At 71.0% G+C, this 20,156-nt stretch carries 17 protein-coding genes and 1 tRNA gene; 14 read left to right on the top strand and 4 right to left on the bottom strand.

The annotated features are described in order from the left end of the window. The first annotated feature begins 8 nt into the window (after positions 1 to 8). The 9 genes from HYV93_19245 (at position 9) to HYV93_19205 (ending at position 10,756) form a co-directional block, all read left to right on the top strand. Positions 9 to 518, top strand: a complete 510-nt coding sequence (locus HYV93_19245) for a DivIVA domain-containing protein (protein MBI2528104.1) — start codon at positions 9 to 11, stop codon at positions 516 to 518. A gap of 8 nt (positions 519 to 526) precedes the next feature. After that, positions 527 to 826: a DUF167 domain-containing protein gene (locus HYV93_19240; protein ID MBI2528103.1), complete on the top strand. Its 300-nt coding sequence runs from the start codon at positions 527 to 529 to the stop codon at positions 824 to 826. Next, a complete protein-coding gene (mtnA, locus tag HYV93_19235) occupies positions 823 to 1,839 on the top strand; it encodes an S-methyl-5-thioribose-1-phosphate isomerase (GenBank protein ID MBI2528102.1) in 1,017 nt (338 codons plus the stop codon). Before HYV93_19240 ends, mtnA begins: the two co-directional genes overlap by 4 nt. A gap of 23 nt (positions 1,840 to 1,862) precedes the next feature. Continuing rightward, a complete protein-coding gene (locus HYV93_19230; protein ID MBI2528101.1) occupies positions 1,863 to 3,377 on the top strand; it encodes a SagB family peptide dehydrogenase in 1,515 nt (504 codons plus the stop codon). Positions 3,378 to 3,527: 150 nt separating this feature from the next. Continuing rightward, positions 3,528 to 4,154, top strand: coding sequence for a histidine phosphatase family protein (locus tag HYV93_19225; GenBank protein ID MBI2528100.1), 627 nt, complete (start codon positions 3,528 to 3,530; stop codon positions 4,152 to 4,154). Between the two features lie 11 nt (positions 4,155 to 4,165). Further along, positions 4,166 to 5,497: an ATP phosphoribosyltransferase regulatory subunit gene (gene hisZ / locus HYV93_19220; GenBank protein ID MBI2528099.1), complete on the top strand. Its 1,332-nt coding sequence runs from the start codon at positions 4,166 to 4,168 to the stop codon at positions 5,495 to 5,497. Further along, on the top strand, positions 5,490 to 6,818 hold the full coding sequence (locus tag HYV93_19215) for an adenylosuccinate synthase (GenBank protein ID MBI2528098.1): 1,329 nt from the start codon (positions 5,490 to 5,492) through the stop codon (positions 6,816 to 6,818). Before hisZ ends, HYV93_19215 begins: the two co-directional genes overlap by 8 nt. Before the next feature lie 72 nt (positions 6,819 to 6,890). Then, positions 6,891 to 10,481 (top strand): AAA family ATPase, encoded by a 3,591-nt coding sequence (locus HYV93_19210; GenBank protein ID MBI2528097.1) that lies wholly within the window; start codon positions 6,891 to 6,893, stop codon positions 10,479 to 10,481. Positions 10,482 to 10,680: 199 nt separating this feature from the next. After that, positions 10,681 to 10,756 (top strand) — tRNA-Lys (locus HYV93_19205). 280 nt (positions 10,757 to 11,036) lie between these two features. Here the strand turns inward: HYV93_19205 and HYV93_19200 are convergent. The 4 genes from HYV93_19200 to HYV93_19185 form a co-directional block, all read right to left on the bottom strand. Further along, entirely contained in the window at positions 11,037 to 12,161 is a 1,125-nt protein-coding gene (locus HYV93_19200; protein ID MBI2528096.1) for an aminopeptidase P family protein, read from the bottom strand. A 35-nt stretch (positions 12,162 to 12,196) separates the two neighbouring features. Then, positions 12,197 to 13,102 (bottom strand): ABC transporter permease, encoded by a 906-nt coding sequence (locus tag HYV93_19195; protein ID MBI2528095.1) that lies wholly within the window; start codon positions 13,100 to 13,102, stop codon positions 12,197 to 12,199. Positions 13,103 to 13,121: 19 nt separating this feature from the next. Next, a complete protein-coding gene (locus HYV93_19190; GenBank protein MBI2528094.1) occupies positions 13,122 to 14,060 on the bottom strand; it encodes an ABC transporter permease in 939 nt (312 codons plus the stop codon). 88 nt (positions 14,061 to 14,148) lie between these two features. Then, positions 14,149 to 15,738 (bottom strand): ABC transporter substrate-binding protein, encoded by a 1,590-nt coding sequence (locus HYV93_19185; protein MBI2528093.1) that lies wholly within the window; start codon positions 15,736 to 15,738, stop codon positions 14,149 to 14,151. 250 nt (positions 15,739 to 15,988) lie between these two features. On the opposite strand from HYV93_19185, the gene HYV93_19180 reads away from it, so the two are divergent. The 5 genes from HYV93_19180 to HYV93_19160 are packed head-to-tail and all read left to right on the top strand — an operon-like array spanning position 15,989 to position 20,155. Further along, on the top strand, positions 15,989 to 16,696 hold the full coding sequence (locus tag HYV93_19180; GenBank protein ID MBI2528092.1) for a FadR family transcriptional regulator: 708 nt from the start codon (positions 15,989 to 15,991) through the stop codon (positions 16,694 to 16,696). A gap of 24 nt (positions 16,697 to 16,720) precedes the next feature. Next, complete coding sequence (locus HYV93_19175) at positions 16,721 to 17,494, top strand: ABC transporter ATP-binding protein (protein MBI2528091.1); 774 nt, start codon at positions 16,721 to 16,723, stop codon at positions 17,492 to 17,494. After that, complete coding sequence (locus tag HYV93_19170) at positions 17,491 to 18,318, top strand: ABC transporter permease (GenBank protein ID MBI2528090.1); 828 nt, start codon at positions 17,491 to 17,493, stop codon at positions 18,316 to 18,318. The genes HYV93_19175 and HYV93_19170 overlap by 4 nt, the downstream gene beginning before the upstream one ends. Before the next feature lie 29 nt (positions 18,319 to 18,347). Further along, complete coding sequence (locus tag HYV93_19165; protein MBI2528089.1) at positions 18,348 to 19,379, top strand: ABC transporter substrate-binding protein; 1,032 nt, start codon at positions 18,348 to 18,350, stop codon at positions 19,377 to 19,379. Positions 19,380 to 19,399: 20 nt separating this feature from the next. Continuing rightward, complete coding sequence (locus HYV93_19160; GenBank protein MBI2528088.1) at positions 19,400 to 20,155, top strand: 3-oxoacyl-ACP reductase FabG; 756 nt, start codon at positions 19,400 to 19,402, stop codon at positions 20,153 to 20,155. Position 20,156: the final 1 nt, after the last annotated feature.

Genomic DNA, 20,156 nt, shown 5'->3' with positions numbered 1-20,156 from the left:
AGGACGCCATGCGCATCTCGCCCATGGACATCCGACAGCAGCAGTTCACGATGAAGATGTTCCGTGGCTTCGACGTCCAGGAGGTGGATACCTTCCTCGAGGACGTCGCCCAGGACTACGAGGCCCTGGTCAGGGAGAACACGCTCCTGAAGGAGCAGCTCCAGGTGCTGGAGGAACGCACGCGTGGCCTCGAGGAACGGGAGAAGGTGCTGCAGGAGACCCTCGTGACCACCCAGCGGCTCACCGAGGAGATGAAGGAGGCAGCCCGGCGCGAGGCGGCGCTGGTGGTGCGCGAGGCCGAGGCGGCGGGGGAGAAGCTCCTCCAGCAGGCCCGCGTGCAGGAGGGGATGATCCGGAACGAGATCATGCAGCTCAAGCGCCACCGCCTCCAGCTCGCCGAAGGGCTCCGGTCCACTCTCGAGATGTACCAGCGCCTCGTGGCACAGGAGCTCCGCTCGGGCCCGTCCGAGGAGGCCGCGCCCGGCGGCGCCGCCCCCGGGTCGTCGGCCGACGAGTGAGCCGGACGATGGCGGCGCCGCCGGCCCGGCCCGCAGGCAGGCTGCTCCACGTGCGCGTGCGGCCTGGCGCCTCGCGGAACGAGGTGGTGGGGTGGGAGGGCGAGGCGCTCCGCGTCCGCGTCACCGCGCCGCCCGAGGGCGGGCGAGCGAACCGGGCGGTGACGGCGCTCCTGGCGACGGCCCTCGATGTGCCGCCTGCGTCGGTGGAGCTGGTGCGCGGCGGGAGCGCTCGCGACAAGTTCTTCCTCGTGCGCGGCCTCGATGCCGACAGTCTCAGGGCGCGCCTCCGAACGGAACCGTCGCGATGATCTCGCCGATCCGCTGGCAGGGGGACCGCCTCCTGCTCCTGGACCAGACGCTCCTGCCGGCGCAGGAGCTCGAGCGCCCCTACAGGGCCTGGCAGGATGTGGCCGAGGCCATCCGGACCCTGGTGGTCCGGGGGGCGCCGGCCATCGGTGTGACGGCGGCCTTCGGCGTGGCCCTGGCGGCGAGGGCGAGCGCGGCGCGGGACACGGACGGCCTCATGGTGGAGCTGGAAGAGGCGATCAAGGGGCTCGGGGCCACGCGCCCCACCGCCGTGAACCTCTTCTGGGCGCTGGAGCGCATGCGCCGCGTGGCGATGGCCCACCGCCAGCTGTCCGTGGCGGCACTCGGGCAGCGGCTCCTGGCCGAGGCCCAGGCGATGCTCGACGAGGACGTGGCGACGAACCGGGCGCTCGGAGCCCACGGCGCGACGCTCGTGCCGGAGCGCGCCCGCATCCTCACCCACTGCAATGCCGCCGCGCTGGCCACGGCGGGCTACGGGACCGCGGGCGGGGTGATCCGCGCCGCCCACGAGCGGGGGCGTGTGGCACTGGTCTGGGTGGACGAGACGCGCCCCGTCATGCAGGGGTCCCGCCTCACGGCCTGGGAGATGGTCAAGGAGGGGATTCCCCACCGGGTCATCTCGGATGTGGCGGCGGCCTTCGTCATGCAGCGCGGTGAGGTGGACCTCGTGGTCACGGGGGCCGACCGTATCGCCGCCAACGGGGACACGGCGAACAAGATCGGCACCTACGGGCTCGCTGTCCTCGCCCGTCACCACGGGATCCCCTTCTACATCGCGGCACCGGTCTCGACCATCGATCCGTCCATCCCCAGCGGCGCCTCCATCGTGATCGAGGAACGGGACCCGGCCGAGGTGCGCGGCGTGGCCGGGCGCCAGACGGCGCCCCCGGACTCGCCCGTCTTCAACCCGGCCTTCGACGTGACGCCAGCCGACCTCATCACGGCCATCATCACCGAGCGCGGCGTCCACCGCCCGCCCTACCGCTTCACGTAGGCGCCGCACGGGGAGAGCCCGGCGTGCCGGTCAACCGTCAGATCGAGTTGGCACGCGCCTACCACGCCGGGACCGCCCACAGCCCCCGCTCCGTTCGCGCGGAGGGCCATGTCCTCGACTGGGAGATCAAGCCGGCACCCTTCAAGATCTACCCCGACCTGCCGGCCGTCCCGCTGCCCCGGGATCTCCCCGCGCTTGAGATCGACACCCTCGCCGCGCTGGCGGGAGCGGCCGGCGACCCCTGCCCGCTCGACCTCGACCGCCTCGCGTCGCTTCTCTTCTTCTCGGCGGGAGTGACGAGGCGCAAGGCCTACCCCGGGGGCGGAGAGATGTACTTCCGGGCCGCGCCCTCCACGGGCGCCCTCTACCAGACCGAGGTGTACGTGGTGGCCGGGGCCGTGGCGGGGCTCGCCCCCGGGGTCTACCACTTCTGCCCCGGCGACTTCGCGCTCCGGCGGCTGCGCGAGGGAGATTTCCGCGGCGCCATGGCGGTGGCGGCGGCGGACGATGGGGTCGGGCGCGCGCCCGCGACGCTCGTGCTGACCGGCCTCTACTGGCGCAACGCGTGGAAGTACGGGGCGCGCGCCTACCGCCACCTCTTCTGGGACTCCGGCACCATGCTCGCCAATGCGCTGGCCGCCGCCGCGGCTCTCGGCCTCGGGGCACGGACGGTCATGGGATTCGTGGACCGCGAGATCCACGGGTTGCTGGGCCTCGATCCCGGGAAGGAAGCGGCCCTGGTGCTCTTGCCCGTCGGTCCGGAGGGCGCCAGCGCCGGTCCGCCGCCCGTCGTCGTCCCGCTCCAGCACCGGGTGGTGCCGCTCTCCTCGAGCGAGGTCGAGTACCCGGCGGTGCAGGCGGCCCACGCCGACTCCTGCCTGGCGTCCGCGGCCGAGGTGATCGAGTGGCGGGAGAGCCCGGCGCCGCCGCCCGCGTCGGGGGCAGAGCCGGCGCTTCCCGCGCTGCCGTCGCCGCGCGGTGCGGCGGGGCGGGGGCTCCGCGCGACAATCCTCGCGCGCGGCTCGACGCGCGAGTTCTCCGGCGAGGCGATCAGTGCCGAGGCACTCTCCACGGCCCTCAAGCACGCGACGCGGCCGTGGCCCGGGGATGCGCCGTCGGGGCTCGTGGATCTCTACGTCAACGTGCACGCCGTGGACGGCCTCGGGCCCGGCACCTACTACTACCGGCGACAGGCGCACGCGCTCGAGCCCCTCAGGGAGGGGGACGTCCGGCGGGACTCGGCCTTCCTCTGCCTCGAGCAGCCGCTGGGCGGGCAGTCCAGCGCCACGGTGTTCTTCCTCGCCGATCTGGGGGCCGTGCTGGCGCGCTTCGGCAACCGCGGCTACCGGCTGGGGAACCTCGAGGCGGGGCTCGTCGGCGGACGCCTCTACCTGGCCGCCTATGCCCAGCGCTTCGGCGCCACGGGGCTCACCTTCTACGACGACGCAGTGGTCGCCTTCCTCTCGCCCCACGCCGCCGGCAAGGACGCCATCTTCGTCACCGCGCTGGGCCGCCCCGTCGCCCGCCCGCGCCAGTGACGCGGGTCGCATTGCCAGGGTTGCGCGCCTTCTGATACGGTGGAGCCCGTGACCACTCCGAGGGGCGCTTGACCGGGGTGCGGGCCGCCCAGGCGGTTTTCGCTGAACGGGGCTGAGCCCGGGGCCGTCTGGTAGAATCAGCCGCTGGCCATGGGACTCAGGCTCTTCCTTCTCCGTCACGCCGAGACCGCCTGGAACCGGGAGCGCCGCTACCAGGGGTGGACGGATACCGGTCTGTCCGAGACCGGACGCACCCAGGCCGAGGCCGCCGGCCGCGCCCTGGCCAGCGCCTCCCTCCAGGCCGTCTACGCGAGCCCGCTGCGCAGGGCGCGGGAGACGGCCGCGGCCATCGCCGCGCCCCATGGGCTTGCCGTGCGTGTGGAGGAGGCCTTCAAGGAGATGAGTTTCGGGGGGTGGGAGGGGTTGACGGTGGACGAGGTGCGTGCCCAGGATCCCGCCCTCTACCGGACCTGGCTCGAGACGCCGCACCTGGCGGGGCCGCCCGGGGGAGAACGGCTGCCAGACGTGCAGCGGCGGGTCCTGGCGGGGCTCGAGAGGCTGCGGGAGGCCCACGACGAGGAGAACGTCTGTCTCGTCGCTCACGGCATCACGGCGCGGATCCTCATCCTGGAGGCCCTCGGACTGCCGCTGCCCCGCATCTGGTCGCTCCACGTCTCGTCGGCGGGCATCTCGGAACTCGAGTTCCGGCCCGACTGGACGGCGCTGCACCGGTTGAACACGCTCGTCCAACTCGACGCCGTCCTGGCTGGCCGGTAGGAGCCGACGTCGTGGAGCGCCGGCCGCAGCACACCCAGCTGCCCAAGGGCGTCAAGATCTACCTCCCCGACGAGGCGGCGCAGAAGCGCGCGGTCGAGGAGCGCCTCCTCGGCGTCTTCCGCCGCTGGGGATACCGCGAGGTGGTCACCCCCACTTACGAGTACTTCGACGTGCTCTCCCAGGGGACGGACCACGATCTCCGGGAGGGCATGTTCAAGATGGTGGACCGCGAGTCGGGCCGGCTCCTCGCCCTCCGTGCGGACATCACGCCCCAGATCGCCCGGATCGTCGCGACCCGGATGCGGGACGAGCCCACGCCGCTCCGCCTGGCCTACGTGACCAACGTCTTCCGCTACGACGAGCCCCACGTGGGCCGCTACCGGGAGTTCTACCAGGCCGGCGTCGAGCTGGTGGGGCTGCCGAACCCCGAGGGCGACGCCGAGATGATCGCCATGACCGTCGAGGGCCTGCGCGTCCTCGGACTGGAGCGCTTCCAGCTCGACGTGGGCCAGACCGACTTCTTCCGCGGCATCCTCGAGGACCTCGCGGTGGACGAGGTCACCGCGCACCGGCTGCGCTCGGCGCTGTCGCGCAAGGACGTCTCCGCGCTGGAGCGCCGGGTCGGAGAGCTGAGCGCCCCGGCCGCCGTGACCGAGTTGCTGCTGGCGCTGCCGTCGCTCTACGGCCGCGGGGAGGTGCTCGAGCGCGCCGAGCGCCTCGTGAAGAACGCGCGCTCGGAGGCCGCGCTGGCGAACCTCGCCGAGGTGTACCGACTGCTGCGCCTCTACGGCCTCGCCGACGCGGTGCTGCTGGACCTGGGCGAGGTGCGCGGCTTCGACTACTACTCCGGGGTGCACTTCGAGGCCTACGTCACCGGGCTCGGGGCGGCGCTGGCGGGCGGCGGGCGCTACGACCAGATGCTGGGGCGCTTCGGCTACGACTGCCCGGCGACGGGCTTCGCCTTCGAGGTGGGGCGGGCGCTCCTGGCCATGGAGTCCCAGGGGGCCATGACGGCGCCGCGCGGGCCGGACTTCTTCATCATCGACTTCACCGCGGACAAGACGCGGGCGCTGGCCCTCGCGCGACGGTATCGCGACCTCGGTGCCGCGGTGGCCCGGGACATCATCAGCCGGGGGCTCGAGGACTCCGTCGCCTACGCGCGCCAGCAGCGCGCGCGCTGGGTGCTGGTCATCGGCGGCGACCGGGGCGCGCCCGACGAGGTGCGCGTGCTGGACCTGGCGGGGGGGGACGAGCGCACGCGCGCCGTCGCCGATCTCCTCGCCGATCCGGCGCGGCACTTCCCGGTCTTCGGGCCCGGTGGCGGGAGCGGGAGCCATGCCTAACATCGTGGTGGTGGGCGCCCAGTGGGGCGACGAGGGCAAGGGGAAGGTCGTGGACGTGCTCACCCCGCACGTGGACGTCGTCGTCCGCTACCAGGGGGGGAACAACGCGGGGCACACGGTCGTCGTGGGGAAGGAGAAGTTCGTGCTGCAGTCCATCCCCTCGGGGATCCTCCATCCCGGCTGCCGCTGCGTGGTCGGCTGCGGCGTCGTGATCAACCCGGCCTCGCTCATCGAGGAGATGGAGGCACTCGTCCAGCGGGGCGTCTCGCTCGACGGCAACCTCTACATCTCCAAGAACGCGCATCTCGTCATGCCCTACCACCCGGCGCTCGACCGGGCCGCGGAGTCCCAGGCCGGCGAGCGCCGCATCGGGACCACGGGCAAGGGCGTGGGGCCGGCCTACGCGGACAAGGCCGCGCGCGTCGGGATCCGCATGGCCGATCTCCTGGACGAGCAGCTCTTCCGGGAGAAGCTCGAGTTCAACATCCGCCAGAAGAACCGGCTCCTGCGGGAGATCTACGACGCCGAGGAGTTCACGGTGGAGGGGATCCTCGGGCCCTACCTCCGCTACGCCGGGTGGCTCGCGCCCTACATCACCGACACCGCGCTCCTCCTGTCGCGGTGGATCGACGGCGGCGCCTCCGTCATGTTCGAGGGCGCCCAAGGGACGCTGCTGGACCTGGACCACGGGACGTACCCGTTCATCACGTCGTCCAGCACCACCGCCGGCGGGGCCTCGACGGGGACCGGCGTGCCCCCGACGAAGATCCACGGCGCGCTCGGCATTTCCAAGGCGTACTGCACGCGGGTGGGCGGTGGGCCCTTCCCGTCGGAGATCTCGGGCGCGATCGCCGATCTCCTCCGCACCCGCGGCAACGAGTTCGGCTCGGTCACGGGGCGGCCGCGGCGCTGCGGATGGGTGGATGCCGTCGGGCTGCGGTACGCGGCGCGCATCAATGGACTCGACGCCTTCGCCATCACCAAGCTCGACGTGCTGGACGCCTGCGAGACCGTGAAGATCTGCGTCGGGTACCGCTACCGCGGCGAGGTCTTCACCGAGTTTCCCGAGGAGGAGCGCATCTGGCACGAGGCGGAGCCCGTGTACGAGGAGCGGTCGGGCTGGCAGAGCAAGACCCACGGGATGCGGGAGTACGCCGAGCTGCCGACCAAGGCGCGGGAGTACCTCGAGCGGCTCACGGAGCTCGTGGGCGTGAGCATCGCGCTGGTCTCCACCGGCCCCGTCCGCGACGACACCATCATCGTGGCCGGCTCGGCCCTGCCCCGCTGGTTCCCCTCCATCGGCACCTCGGTGGCGCCGTAGCGGATCTCGGGTGGATGCGCCCTTGACCGCTCGGTGCCGGGCGGCTAGCCTTGGCGCACGGGAGGGCAGGGCATGAAGTGTCCCCGGTGCCAGAGTGAAAGCCAGCCGGCAGCGCGGTTCTGCGGGGAGTGCGGGGCGCGGCTGGCGCTGTCCTGCTCCTCCTGCGGCGCCGAGGTCGCCCCGGACCGGAAGTTCTGCGGCTTCTGCGGCGCCGCGCTCGCCGGCAAGCCCGTGGACCGCTCCGCCCCACCGCAGGCCTACACCCCCAGGCACCTGGCCGAGAAGATCCTCGTCTCCCGGAGCGCCCTCGAGGGCGAGCGGAAGCAGGTCACCGTGCTGTTCGCCGATCTCAAGGGGTCCCTGGAGCTCCTGGCCGACCGCGACCCCGAGGAGGCGCGAGGGATCCTGGACCCGGTCATCGAGCGGATGATGGAGGCCGTGCACCGCTACGAGGGGACCGTCAACCAGGTCATGGGCGATGGGATCATGGCGCTCTTCGGGGCGCCCATCGCCCACGAGGACCACGCCGTGCGCGCCTGCTACGCCGCGCTCCGCATGCAGGAGACGGTGGGGTGGTACGCGGAGGAGCTGCGCCGGACGCAGGGGCTCGACGTCCAGATCCGCGTGGGCCTCAACTCCGGGGCGGTGGTGGTCCGCTCCATCGGCTCGGACCTGCACATGGACTACACGGCGGTGGGCCAGACCACGCACCTCGCCGCGCGCATGGAGCAGCTCGCGCGGCCCGGGACGACCCTCATGACGGCCAGCACGCTGTGGCTCGCCGAGGGGTACGTGGAGGTCAGGCCGCTGGGGCCCGTGCCGGTGAAGGGCCTCGCCGAGGCCATCCAGGTCTACGAGGTCGAGCGCGCCGGCCCCGCGCGCTCCCGGCTCCAGGCGGCTGCCGCGCGCGGGCTCTCGCCCTTTGTCGGGCGCGACAGGGAGCTGGGCACGCTCCGCCAGTCGCTCGACCGGGCCCAGGCCGGCCACGGGCAGATCGTCGCCGTCGTCGGCGAGCCAGGGGTGGGCAAGTCGCGCCTCTTCCGGGAGTTCACGCGCTCGCACCGCGTACGCGGCTGGCTGATCCTCGAGGGCAGCGCGGTCTCGTACGCGCGGCTCACCTCGTACGACGCCGTCGTCGAGCTCCTCCGCGGCTACTTCCAGGTGGGGCAGCGCGACGATGCGCGCACGATCCGCGAGAAGGTCACGGGCAAGCTCCTCACGCTGGACGAGACGCTCAAGGCCGCGCTGCCCGCCTTCCTCGCCCTGCTGGACGTGCCGGTGGAAGACTCCGAGTGGCAGACGCCGGATCCGGCGCTCCGCCGCCAGCGGACCCTGGACGCGGTCACACGGCTCCTCCTCCGCGAGAGCCAGGTCCAGCCGCTGGTGCTCGTGTTCGAGAACCTCCACTGGATCGACGGGGAGACCCAGGCCTGCCTGGACCACCTCGTGGAGGCCCTGCCCGCGGCGCGCATCCTCATCCTCGCCAACTACCGTCCCGAGTACGCGCATGCGTGGGGAGCGCGGAGCTGCTACACGCAGCTCCGTCTCGATCCGCTGCCGCCCGTGACCGCGGGGGCCCTGCTCCGCACCTTGCTCGGCGACGACGCCTCCCTGGAGCCCGTCACGCGCTTCGTGATCGAGCGGACGGAGGGCAACCCGTTCTTCATCGAGGAGTGCGTCCGCATGCTGATCGAGACGCAGGTCCTCGCCGGGGAGCACGGCGCCCATCGCCTGGCCGGCGAGCTCCCCTCCGTGGCGGTGCCGGCCACGGTGCAGGCGGTGATCGCCTCGCGCATCGACCGGCTCGCCCCCGAGGAGAAACGGCTCCTCCAGGCCGCCGCCGCCATCGGCAAGGACGTGCCGCTGGCCCTGCTGCGGGCCGTCGCGGAGCTGCCCGAGGAGGCGCTCGACGAGAGCCTGGCCCGGCTGCAGGCGGGCGAGTTCCTCTACGAGACGGGCGGCTACCCCGACCCCGAGTACACGTTCAACCACACGCTCACGCATGACGTGGCATACGGCACGCTGCTCCAGGACCGCCGGCGCGCGCTCCACGTCGAGATCCTCCGGGCCCTCGAGCGCCTGCATCCCGATCGCCGGACGGAGCTGGCGGAGGTCCTCGCCGAGCACGCCTTCCGCGGCGAGGCGTGGAACGAGGCCGTGGCCCATCTCCGCCGGGCCGGGGCCAAGGCGACGGCGCGCTCGGCCAACGTCGAGGCAGTGGCGTATCTCGAGCGGGCCCTCGCCGCGCTCGGGAAGCTGGCGGAGAGTGACGAAGTGAGGGCCCAGGGGATCGACGTGCGGCTGGAGCTCAGGCCCCCGCTCCTGCAGCTCGGGCATCTCCAGAGGGTGCTCGCGGTGTCCCAGCAGGCCGAGAACATCGCCAAGCTGATCGGCGACCAGGCGCGCCTGGCCCGCGTGTACAGCTACCTCATCAACTACCACTACCTCAAGGGCGAGCCCGACATGGCCATCGCCTACGGTGAGCGGTGCCTCACCATCGGCGAGGCCGGCGAGGATGCGGCGCTTCAGGCGCTGGCGCGCGGGTACATGGGGTACAGCTACCACGCTCAGGGGCGCTACCGGGAGGCCGAGGCCGTCCTCGCCCGGAACCTCGAGAAGCTCGAGGCCATGCGCGCGGCCGGGGCCGCAGAGGCGCAGACCACGATCCCCTACGTGAGCTCCAGCGGCTGGCTCGCCTTCACCCTGGCGGAGCTGGGTGACTTTGATCAGGCGCGTACGTACGCGGACATGGCGGAGCGGGCCGCCGAGGCCGCGCGTCACGCCTACGCCCAGGCCATTGCCTGGACCCTCGGCGGGCTCGTGGCCCTCACGCGCGGCCACCTGGACCGGGCCTTGCACCTCCTGGAGAAGAGCCTCGACACCTGCCGGAGCGCCGAGCTCACGGTGTGGCAGCCCATCCCTTCGTCGCTGCTCGGGCTCACCGAGGTGCTCCTCGGCCGCCATGACGAGGGGCTGCGTCTCCTGGAGGACGGGGTGGCCCGCAGCGAGGCGGTGGGAGTGAAGGCGTACCTGGCGCTCTGGACGGTGCAGCTCGGCGAGGGACTCGTGGCCGCGGGCCAGGCCTCGCGCGCACTGGCGGTGGCCGAGACGGCCCTGAATCTGGCGATCGCGCACAAGGAGCGCGGCCACCAGGCGCGAGCGCTCCGGCTCCTGGGTGAGATCGCCCTCGTCGGCGATCCGCCGGACCTGCCGAGGGCTGAGCGGGACCTCGACCAGGCCATGGCGCTGGCCGCGGAGCTCGGCATGCGCCCGCTCGTCGGACGGATCGAATTCGGCCTCGGCCAGCTCCACCTCAAGAAGGGCAGCCGTGCCCAGGCCGAGGATCACCTGATCGCCGCACTGGCCCTGTTCCGCGCGCTCGACATGCGCTTCTTCGCGGCGCAGACGATGGCGGCGCTCAAGCGGCTCGGGCACATCTTCGTGGTGGCTCACCAGAACCTCGGTCTCTACGAGTTCCTCAAGGAGAGGTTCTCGGGGGATCGCGAGGTCACGGTGGTGCTGGACCGGCGGGGGGACGACCGCCGGAGGAGCCGGCAGCCTGCCGCCGCCGAGCGCCGCCGGGGCGAGCGCCGCCTGCCACCCTCCTTCGACAGCGCCCTGCGCGTCCGCGGACTGGTCGTGCTCCCGCGCGCCGGAGGCTGATGCGCGCCCGCTCGGCGTCCTCGCGGGTTCGCTTCTGCTCGTCTGTCCGCTTGCAGCGTTCCCGGCCGACGGCTGCGCGAGATCGGGCGTGCGCGCCCGAGCGTCGCCGGGCTGCGTGAGCTCGAGCGGCGCGAGGCCGCGATGGCGGTAGGGCCCCTGGCGGCCGTCCGTCCCGCCCGCGTGATATCATCTCGCGCGGGAGCCGTTAGCTCAGCTGGTAGAGCACCTGCCTTTTAAGCAGGGGGTCGCTGGTTCGATCCCAGCACGGCTCACCACTTCTTCTCGCGCACTTCCACGACACGCCCGTCACCCAGCGTGGGCGCCAGTGCCGGTCTTGGTCCCGCGCCGCGCCCGATCTCGGGGAGCCACCGGAGCCGGCGCTGGGCGGCCAGCCTGGGTTCCACAGCCCCTGCCTCCGGCGTGGCACGGCTGGCCCGGATCATGGCACGGCTGCCAGGGTTCGTCTGATCGCTTCGCGCTCCTGCACGCGCGTGGCTCTGCGCGCTCACGCGCACCAGCGCGCAGGTCCCGGGTGCGCACCCGCTCCCCCGTCTCTCAGGCCCCCGGCGTGAGGATCCGGTCCCAGTCAGCCGCGCGCGAGAGCAGGCGGGGCCCCGACTCGGTGATCAGCACCAGGTCCTCGACGTGGTACTTCTCCACGCCGGGCACCATGTGGTTCGGCTCCATGGCCATGCACATGCCGGGCTCGAGGACGGCCTTCTCGCCGGGACGGAGCAGGGGGTACTCATGCAGGCCGATGCCGATGGAGTGGCCGATATGCGGGCGCACCATGGGCCAGCCCCGCTGCTCCCACGCGCGCTTGTGGGAGTAGTAGACGTCCTCGCAGGGCACGCCGGGGCCCATCATCTGGATGAGCCGCTCGTGCTCCTCCCAGATCGCCTTGTAGAGGTCCTCCTGCTCGGGCCTGGGCCGGCCGACGCACACCGTACGCGCCAGGTCCGAGTAGTAGCCTCCCGGGAAGATGCCGCCGAAGTCCGTGCGCATGAGGTCACCGCGCTGGATCACGTAGTCGCCGGCCCGGTGGTGGGTGGTGAGGGTGTTGAGCCCGGCCGCGAGCACCTGGAAGGCCTGGTACTCGGCCCCGTTGCGCACCAGCGCTGCGGAGAGCGCCACGCCCACCTGCCGCTCGGTCATGCCCGGGCGCGCTGCCTCGAAGGCCTCGCGGATCGCCCGCTCGGTGGCCTGGGCAGCCTGCTCCATGCGCGTGATCTCGTCCGGCGTCTTGATGGCGCGCACGCGGTCGAAGAGGGGCCCCACCTCGGCGAAGCGCGCGCGGGGCAGGAGCCCGGCGAGCTGCTCGAAGTAGTGGGCGGTGAGGAAGCGCTTCTCGATCCCGATCATGCCCTGGGCGGCGCCCTGCGCGGTGAGCGCCTGGACCAGGTGCTCCATGGGCGATTCCTTGTACTCGATGTAGCCGCGCAGGTCCGGGATCCAGGAGTCGCGCCGGGCCTGAGTCTGCTCGTTGGTGCAGACGATGTAGACCGGCTCGCCGTGCTTGGGCCAGGCGACCAGGGCCAGGCGCTCGGGCAGCGTGCGCTGCGTGTCGATCACCGCCTCGGAGAGGTACCAGGTGTTCTCCGGCGAGGCCGCCACGACCACGTCGAAATCGCTCTGGCGCAGGGCGTTCGTGAACCGCTCGAGCTTCACCGCATCACGCATGACCGCACTCCTTGGGGGTTGACTCGGATTGGACATCACTCTCGGCCGAGGGCCGGGTCCAGCGCGTCGCGGAGGCCGTCGCCCAGCAGGTTGCATGCGAAGACCGCCAGGAATATCGTGAGCCCGGGAAAGGTCGAGTACCACCAGGCGCTCAGCAGGTGCTCGCGCCCCTGCGTCACCAGCGCTCCCAGCTCGGGCGTGGGGGGCTTGGCGCCCAGCCCGAGGAAGGACAGCGAGGCGGTGAGCAGGAGGGCCAGCCCCACGTCCATGGTTGCCTTGATCAACAGCGGCACCCACGAGTTCGGCAGGATGTGCCGCCACAGGACCGTCGCCGCCGGCAGCCCCATCGCGTGCGCGGCCTCCACGTAGGGCTTCACCTTCTCGCCCAGCACCTGGCCGCGCGCCAGCCGCGTGTACTGCGGCCACCAGATGACCATCACCGCGAGCATGGCGTTGCCGAGCCCCGGTCCGAGCAACGCCGTGATGGCCATGGCCATGATGAGCGCCGGGAAGGCGATGAAGATGTCGGCCACGCGCATCACCAGCTCGCTCCACGGGCCGCCGCCGTAGCCCGCGGCGAGGCCGATGGCCGTGCCGGTCGTGCCGCTGACGATCACGACCAGGAGTGCCACGCCGAGCGACAGGCGGGTGCCATGAGCCACGCGGCTCCACACGTCGCGCCCGAGCTCGTCCGTGCCGAAGGGGTGGGCGAGCGACGGCGGCGCCAGGCGCCGGTCGGCGTCGATCCGGTAGGGGTCGTGTCGCGTGACCGCCCCGGGGAAGAGCGCGACCGCCACCAGGGCGAGCAACACGAGGGCGCCCCAGGGCGCGAGCCCACCGCTGCCAAGGAAGCGCCGGCCGGCTCCACGCCGGCTCGGCCCCACGGGTGTCCCGTGGGAGAGGCCGACCGCGGCTTCTCCTGCCACCGCTACCTTCGTCATGGGGCGTGCTCTCGGCGCATCAGCTCGCCGCGCCGCGGATGCGCGGGTCGAGGAGCGAGTAGCTGGCGTCCACCAGCATGTTGAGCGCCGCATAGGCGAGCGTCACGTAAACCACGAAGGCGCTCACCACCGGCAGGTCGAGCTGGCGCAGCCCGTAGAACGCGTAGCGTCCGATGCCGGGCCAGGCGAAGATCGTCTCCGTCAGCACGGCGCCCCCGAGCATGATGCCCACGCGCAGGCCGAAGACCGTCACCACCGGGATCAGCGCATTGCGAAGGGCGTGCTTGTAGACGGTGGCGCGCTCGCCGAGCCCCTTGGCACGTGCCGTCCGCACGTAGTCCCGCCCCAGCACGTCGAGTAGGCTCGCCCGCGTGATTCGCGCCACCGTGGCGATGCTCACCGTGGAGAGCGTGATCACCGGTAGCACGAGGTGGCGGAGCGTCTCGAGGAGGAGCCCGAGGTCTCCCGCCGCGAGCGCGTCCACCGTGTAGATCCCCGTCGGGCCCTCCGGCGGCATCGCGGTGAGGGGCAGCCGGCCGCCCGCGGGCAGCCACGACAGATGCTTGTAGAAGACGAGCTGAAGCACCAGCCCGAACCAGAACACCGGCAAGCTCATGCCCAGGATGGACGCCACGCGCGAGAGATGGTCCACCGCCCGGCCCCGCCACACCGCCGAGGCCACGCCGAGGAGGGTCCCCAGCCCCAGCGCGACCACGATGCTGGGCAACACGAGCTCGACCGTCGCGGGGACGGCATCGCGGAGGTCATCCACCACCCGGTTGCCGGTGACGATGGACACGCCGAGGTCGCCCCGGGCCAGCCGCCCCACGTAGCGCAGGAACTGCCGCCAGAGCGGGTCGTCCAGGCCCAGCTTCCGCCGGTACTCGTCGACCTGTTCCTGCGAGGCGTCCTGACCGAGCGCGGCGCGCGCCGGGTCCGACGGGATCACGTGGGCCATGGCGAAGACCACGGCCAGGGCCCCCAGCACGACCAGCGCCAGGAACAGCGTCCGGCGCAGGAGGAAGCGCAGCACGCCCGGCCTGCGACTACTCGCGGCGGAGGGGGTAAACCGTCACCGTCGGGAACCAGAGCGGGTGGACGTAGAAGCCCTTGATGCTCTTGCGGAGCGCGTAGACCTTCGTCTGGGTGCCCACGAAGAGATCCGCCGCGTCGTCCACGATGATCTGGGTCGCCTGGCGGTAGAGGGCGATCTTCTCCGGGGACCTGGTGGAGGCCGCGGCGCGGTCCAGGAGGTCATCCACCTTGGGATTCGCGTAGTTCATGACATTTCGCGCAAAGGCGCCGATCGCCTTGGAGTGGTACGTGTACCAGAGGTAGGCGTATGCGTCCGGCACGCGGGGCGGCGTGAACAGACCGAAGAGATGGTGCGCGGTGGCCGGGTCCCTGGTCTTCTGCCACTCGCTGTTGTACTTGAGCATCACCGGCCACTCGTTCTCGCGGATCTCGAGCTCGGCTGCCCCCGTGGCGGCGAGCCCGGCCTGGAGAATCTCGGCCGCCTTGCGCTGGTCCGGCGTGGCAATCAGGAGATCGGCGATCAGCTTCGCCTTCCGGCCCTCGCCATACCCCGCCCCCTGGAGCAGCGTCCTGGCTTTCGCCGGGTCGTAGGTGTAGGGGAACTTGGGCGACCAGTCGCCGAGGAACAGCGCCGGTGCCGGCCCCGTGGGCGGGTCGTAGGTGCCTTCCGTCGCCTTGCGGAAGCTCGCCCCGTCGAAAGCGTAGTTGATGGCTTGGCGCACGCGCCGGTCGCTGGTGGGCGGTGCCGCATTCTGCAGGCGGAGGTACAGCACGCGGAGCCCCTGCCCACGGACCACCTGGACGTCCGGGTTCTTCTGGAAGGCAGGCAGCGCCTCGGTCGGGAACTTCATCGCCATGTCGAGCTCGCCCTTCTCGAGCATGAGCCGTTGCGTTGAGGCCTCCGGGATGACCAGCATGTTCACCGCGGTGAAGTGCTTGGCCTGTTTCCAGCCGCCCCAGTACCCGTCGAACTTGCGGAGGAGCACCCGCTGCGAGCGCTGCCAGTTGAGGATGCGGTAAGGCCCGGTGCCCGCGCTCTGACGGTTCAGGAAATCCTGGGCCAGGTCGCCCGCCACGGCCTTCTCCGTGAGCGTCTTCGGGCTCACGATGCGGATCAGCGAGAAGGACTCCGGGAAGGGCGGTCCGCCTGGAACCGTGCGGATCTCCACCGTGGACGGATCCTTCACCTCGACGGACTGCACGTGGCGCAGCACCCAGGCCGGGCCCTTGTTGAGCTGTCGCAGGCGATCGTAGGAGACGCGCACCGCCTCGGCGTCGAGCGTGGCGCCGTCGTGGAACCTCACTCCCCGGCGGATCTTGAAGGTGAACCCGCGCCCGTCGGGTGAGACGGTCCACGACTCGCCAAGCTGCGGCACCAGCTTCGTCGTGTCCCGCTCCGTGTAGACCAGCGACTCATAGGCATTGTCAATTGGCACGAAGCCCACGGATGTCGCCACGTGGGGATCCAGGAAGTCCGGCTCGCCGAAGAGCGCGACATTGAAGGTGGTGGATCGTGCGTCCTGGGCCACGGCGACGGGGGGCGCCGCCAGGGACACGAGCAGCGCAAACACGAGTAGCCGCGGGATCAGGGTCGAGGGCATTGCTGCCTCCTCCGCCGGGCTGAGGCTCGCATCGAGAGCCGCGTCCGGATGTGATGGGCGAGGGGGACTGGACGGGCGCCGGAAACCGGCGGATCGCACGTGCCCGCCGCGCGCAGTCTACCTCCGCCGCGGGGCCCTGCGCAAGCCGCCTGCGCCCTCCGCCACGAGGCCGCTGGGGCGTGTCTCCCATGAAGATGAGGCGTATGCGCCATTGTCACAAAGCCAGTAACTGGATAACACGTTACGCATAGTGTTTACATCGGTCCGCGGCCGACGGCTGGCCCAGGAGATCGCCGGGCAAGTCCGCGAGGCGATCCTCTCGGGCAAGCTCTCCTCGGGGGCGCGCCTGCCGTCCGAGCGGGAGCTGGCGGAGACCTTCGGAGCGAGCCCGCTCGTCGTGCGCGAGGCCCTCCACTCCCTGGAGATCGCCGGACTTCTGGGAATCCGCGCCGGGGCTGGCGGAGGCGCGGTCGTCGCGAGACCGGATGCGCGACCGGTGACGGAGTCTCTCTCGACGATGCTTCGCCTGGGCCGGACGACCGTCCACGAGCTCACGCAGGCCCGCCTGATGCTGGAGCCCGAGATCGCCCGGCTGGTGGCTCGGAGCATTGCCCGGGATCAGCTGGCGAAGCTCGAGGAGAACGTGGAGGCGGCCAAAGCGCTGCTCGGAAGCGGGAAGGAGGCGCGGCTGTCGAACCTCGAGTTCCACAAGCTGCTGGCGGGCTTCACCGGCAACCAGTTCATCGCCCTCTGTGTCGAGTCCGTGGTGGACACGCTCGAGGTCAACGCCCTGCAGACGACGCTCCCCGTGACCGTCGTCCGGCGAACGCTGAACCATCATCGGGCCCTCCTGCGTGCCCTCGGGATGCACGACTCGTCGCTCGCCGCGAGCACGATGCGGCGCCACATCATCGACATCCAGCGGGCGCTCGAAGCCAAGAGCAAGGGGACGGTCTGACCGCTGCGAGACGACCCGCGGACCATGCGCATCGGCATCCGGGATCTGGCAAAAACCTACTGGGCGCGAGGGCGGCAGGTCGAGGCCCTCGCCGATGTGTCTTTGGACGTCGAGGACGGTGAGTTCCTGACGATCCTGGGGCCGTCGGGGTGCGGGAAGTCCACCCTCCTGCTCATCATCGGCGGCATGGAGGCGCCGTCGTCGGGACAGGTCGAGTTCGAGGGCGCTCGGCGGAACTCGGCGCCCCTCAACACGATGGTCTGGCAAGGGTATGCGCTCTTCCCCTGGCGCACGGTGCTCGGCAACATCATCTTCGGGCCCGAGGTGCGTGGGGCCCCCCGGAACGAACGGCTGGATCGTGCCCGCCAGCTGATCGAGGCGGTGGGGCTGGCCGGGTTCGAGGATGCCTACCCGCACGAGCTCTCCGGGGGCATGAAGCAGCGCGTCGCCCTCGCCCGCGGCCTCTGCAACGATCCCGAGATCCTGCTCATGGACGAGCCGCTGGCGGCGCTGGATGCGCAGACGCGGGCCCTCATGCAGGTCGAGCTCCTCCGCATCTGGGACCGATACAGGAAGACCGTCGTCTATGTGACCCACAGCATCGATGAAGCGGTGCTTCTGGGCGATCGGGTCGCCATCATGACCGCCCGGCCCGGACGCGTGAAGAAGACGATTCGTGTGAAGCTTCCGCGGCCGCGCTCGCTCGAGATGCTCACCCACCCGGACTTCCACGACGCGACCGATCAGGCGTGGCGGGAGATCCAGGCGGAATTCCCCGGCCTCCAGGCCACGCCATGACATCCGTGACTGGCCAGCGCGCACGCGTGGCGGCGCCTGTCATCGGGGGGCGGTCGCCTGGCGACGCCGGAGCGCTCAGGCGCGTGGCGCTCAGCGTGATGCCGCTCCTCGTCACCGTGGCCGTGTGGGAGCTGATCGTCCGCCTCGGAATCGTCAAGGCCCTGTTCCTCCCCGCCTTCTCCTCCGTGCTGTGGAAGTTCTGGGAGATCCTGGTGACGGGCGAGCTCTTGTCGCACTTCAAGATCACGGTCGGCCGCATGCTCCTTGGGTACGTCATCGGCGCGGGAGGGGCGGTGGCCTTCGGGCTCGCCATCGGCCTGTCCGCGCCGCTCCGGCTCTTCTTCAGCCCGTTGATCGCCGCGACGTACCCACTCCCCAAGATCGCGCTGCTCTCGTTATTCCTCGTGATCTTCGGTATCGGCAATGCGCCCATCGTGGCGTCGATCGTCGCCAGCGCCATGTACCCGGTGCTCCTGAACACGATCACCGGGATCCTGGCGGTGGACCCGATTCTCATCCGTGCCGCGCGAAACCTCGGGGCGAACCGCTTCCAGGTCACCACCAAGGTCGTTCTTCCGGGCGCGCTGCCCATCATCTTCGGGGGGCTCCGGATGGGGGCGGCGGTGTCGCTGATCGTGGTGGTGGCCGTCGAGATGTACATCGCGCAGAGCGGCGTCGGATACCTCCTCGCCTGGGCGACGGAGTTCTTCAAGACCGACCTTCTCTACGCCAATCTGATGGCCATCGGGATCTTCGGGATCGTCGTCTTCAAGGCGCTCGACGTTCTCGAGCGCTGGGCGCTTCCCTGGAACCCGGAGAAGTAGCCCCGGTCCACGGGGAAAGGAGAACGGACATGAAAGTTCCGGCCAATCGGGGTATGCCGCTGGCGCGCGCGGCGGTGGGCGCCCTCCTGCTGGTGTCCGCGGGGTTGGTGGGCGAGTCACTGGCCGCAGGCCCGGCCAAGATCCGCGTCGGCGGCCGGTCGGAGCCGCTGATCATCGCGGAGGGAAAGGGGTGGTTCGCCCAGGAAGGCGTCGAGGTGGAGGTCACCGAGGTGCGCAACTTCATGCAGTACCCGATCCTCCTGGCGTCCGGCAACATCGACCTCCTGGACGGCTACCTGCCCCCGAACTTCTGGAACATGATCATCGAGGGGGCGAGCTTCCGGATCGTCGCTGGCTCGGCCCTCGCGGTGGCGGCTCGGGGGAACGAGCCTGCCCGGAACGTGCGAGGGTACGTGGTCCGCAAGGACCTGTATGACAGTGGCGCGGTCAAGTCGGTGAAGGACCTCGAAGGGCGAAAGCTGGCCGATTTCGCTCCCGTGCCGCCCAAGGGGCAGATCAGCCCCTTCCCCATCGGGCACAAGGTCTTCGGGGAGAGCTTCCGGCACATCAACTGGGTGCGGGTCGCCAACGAGGCGGACATCCTGCGCGCCCTGGAGCAGAAGGACGTGGACGGCGCACGGATGCGGACGCGCTGGGTGAAGCTGGCGGTGAAGAAGGGGCTGGCCGTCGAGCTCGTGAAGGAGACGGACTTCGTCCCGGAGATCCAGGTGCGCGCCCTGGCGGGCCCCCAGGCCTTTCTCGCCGCCAACCGGGAGGCCGTGGTGCGCTTTCTCCGGGTTTACCTGCGCGCGCAGCAGTACGCGCGGGAGGTCCAGCAGGGCAAGCACACGGAGGAGTACCTGTCCTTCGTCAAGAAGTTCAGCGATGTGCCGTCGGATCTCGCGCTGGAGCTGCTCCAGGAGGTGGAGATCACCGACAGGCTGGCGCTGGACGATCTCCTGGACACCCAGAAGCACTTTGTCATGGTGCGCTCCCAGAAGCAGGTCATCCCCCTCGAATCGATCGTGGACATGAGCTACCTGAACGCCGCGAAGAAGTGACCCTGACCGCGGGGGGGCCGGTGAGACTCACGGAGCGGGTGGCCGTCGTGACGGGGGGCGCTGTGGGCATCGGGCGAGCCTACAGCCGTCGTCTTGCGGCCGAAGGGGCTCGGGTCGTCGTCGCGGACATCGTCGATCCCGCCCCGACGGTCCGGGAGATCGAGGCCGCGGGTGGCGAGGCGCTCGGTGTCTCCGTGGACGTGACCCAGGAGCCGATGGTCCGCGCGATGGCCCGGACCGCCGTCGATCATTTCGGGCGGATCGACATCCTCGTGAACAATGCCGGCATCTTCGCGCCACTCCAGCCGACCCCGTTCGAGGCGCTGAGCGAGACCGAGTGGGATCGCATCATGGCGGTGAACGTCAAGGGGGTCTTCTTCTGCTGTCAGGCGGTCGTGCCCACGATGAAGGCCCAGCGGTCCGGGCGAATCATCAACGTCGCGTCGGCCATCGTGATGAAGGGTTCGCCGCTCTTTCTCCACTACGTGGCGTCGAAGGGCGCCGTGATCGCCCTCACCCGTGCGCTCGCCCGGGAAGTGGGCGACTACGGGATCGCGGTCAATGCGGTCGCGCCGGGCTTCGTCCTCAGCGAGACGGTGCGGCAGAATCCGACGCTGGCTGGCGCCCTCAGCGCTCCCGTGGTCCAGAGCCGGTGCTTCAGGCGGGACCAGACCGCGGAGGACGTGGAGGGTGCCGTGGTGTATCTGGCATCGGCCGACAGCGCCTTCGTGACGGGACAGACCCTCGTCGTCGACGGCGGATCGATCTTCCTGTAGG

This window comes from Candidatus Rokuibacteriota bacterium (assembly GCA_016188005.1).
Lineage (GTDB): Bacteria > Methylomirabilota > Methylomirabilia > Rokubacteriales > CSP1-6 > UBA12499.
Note: the sequence above shows the minus strand (reverse complement) of the source record. Positions and strands in the feature narration are given on the sequence as shown.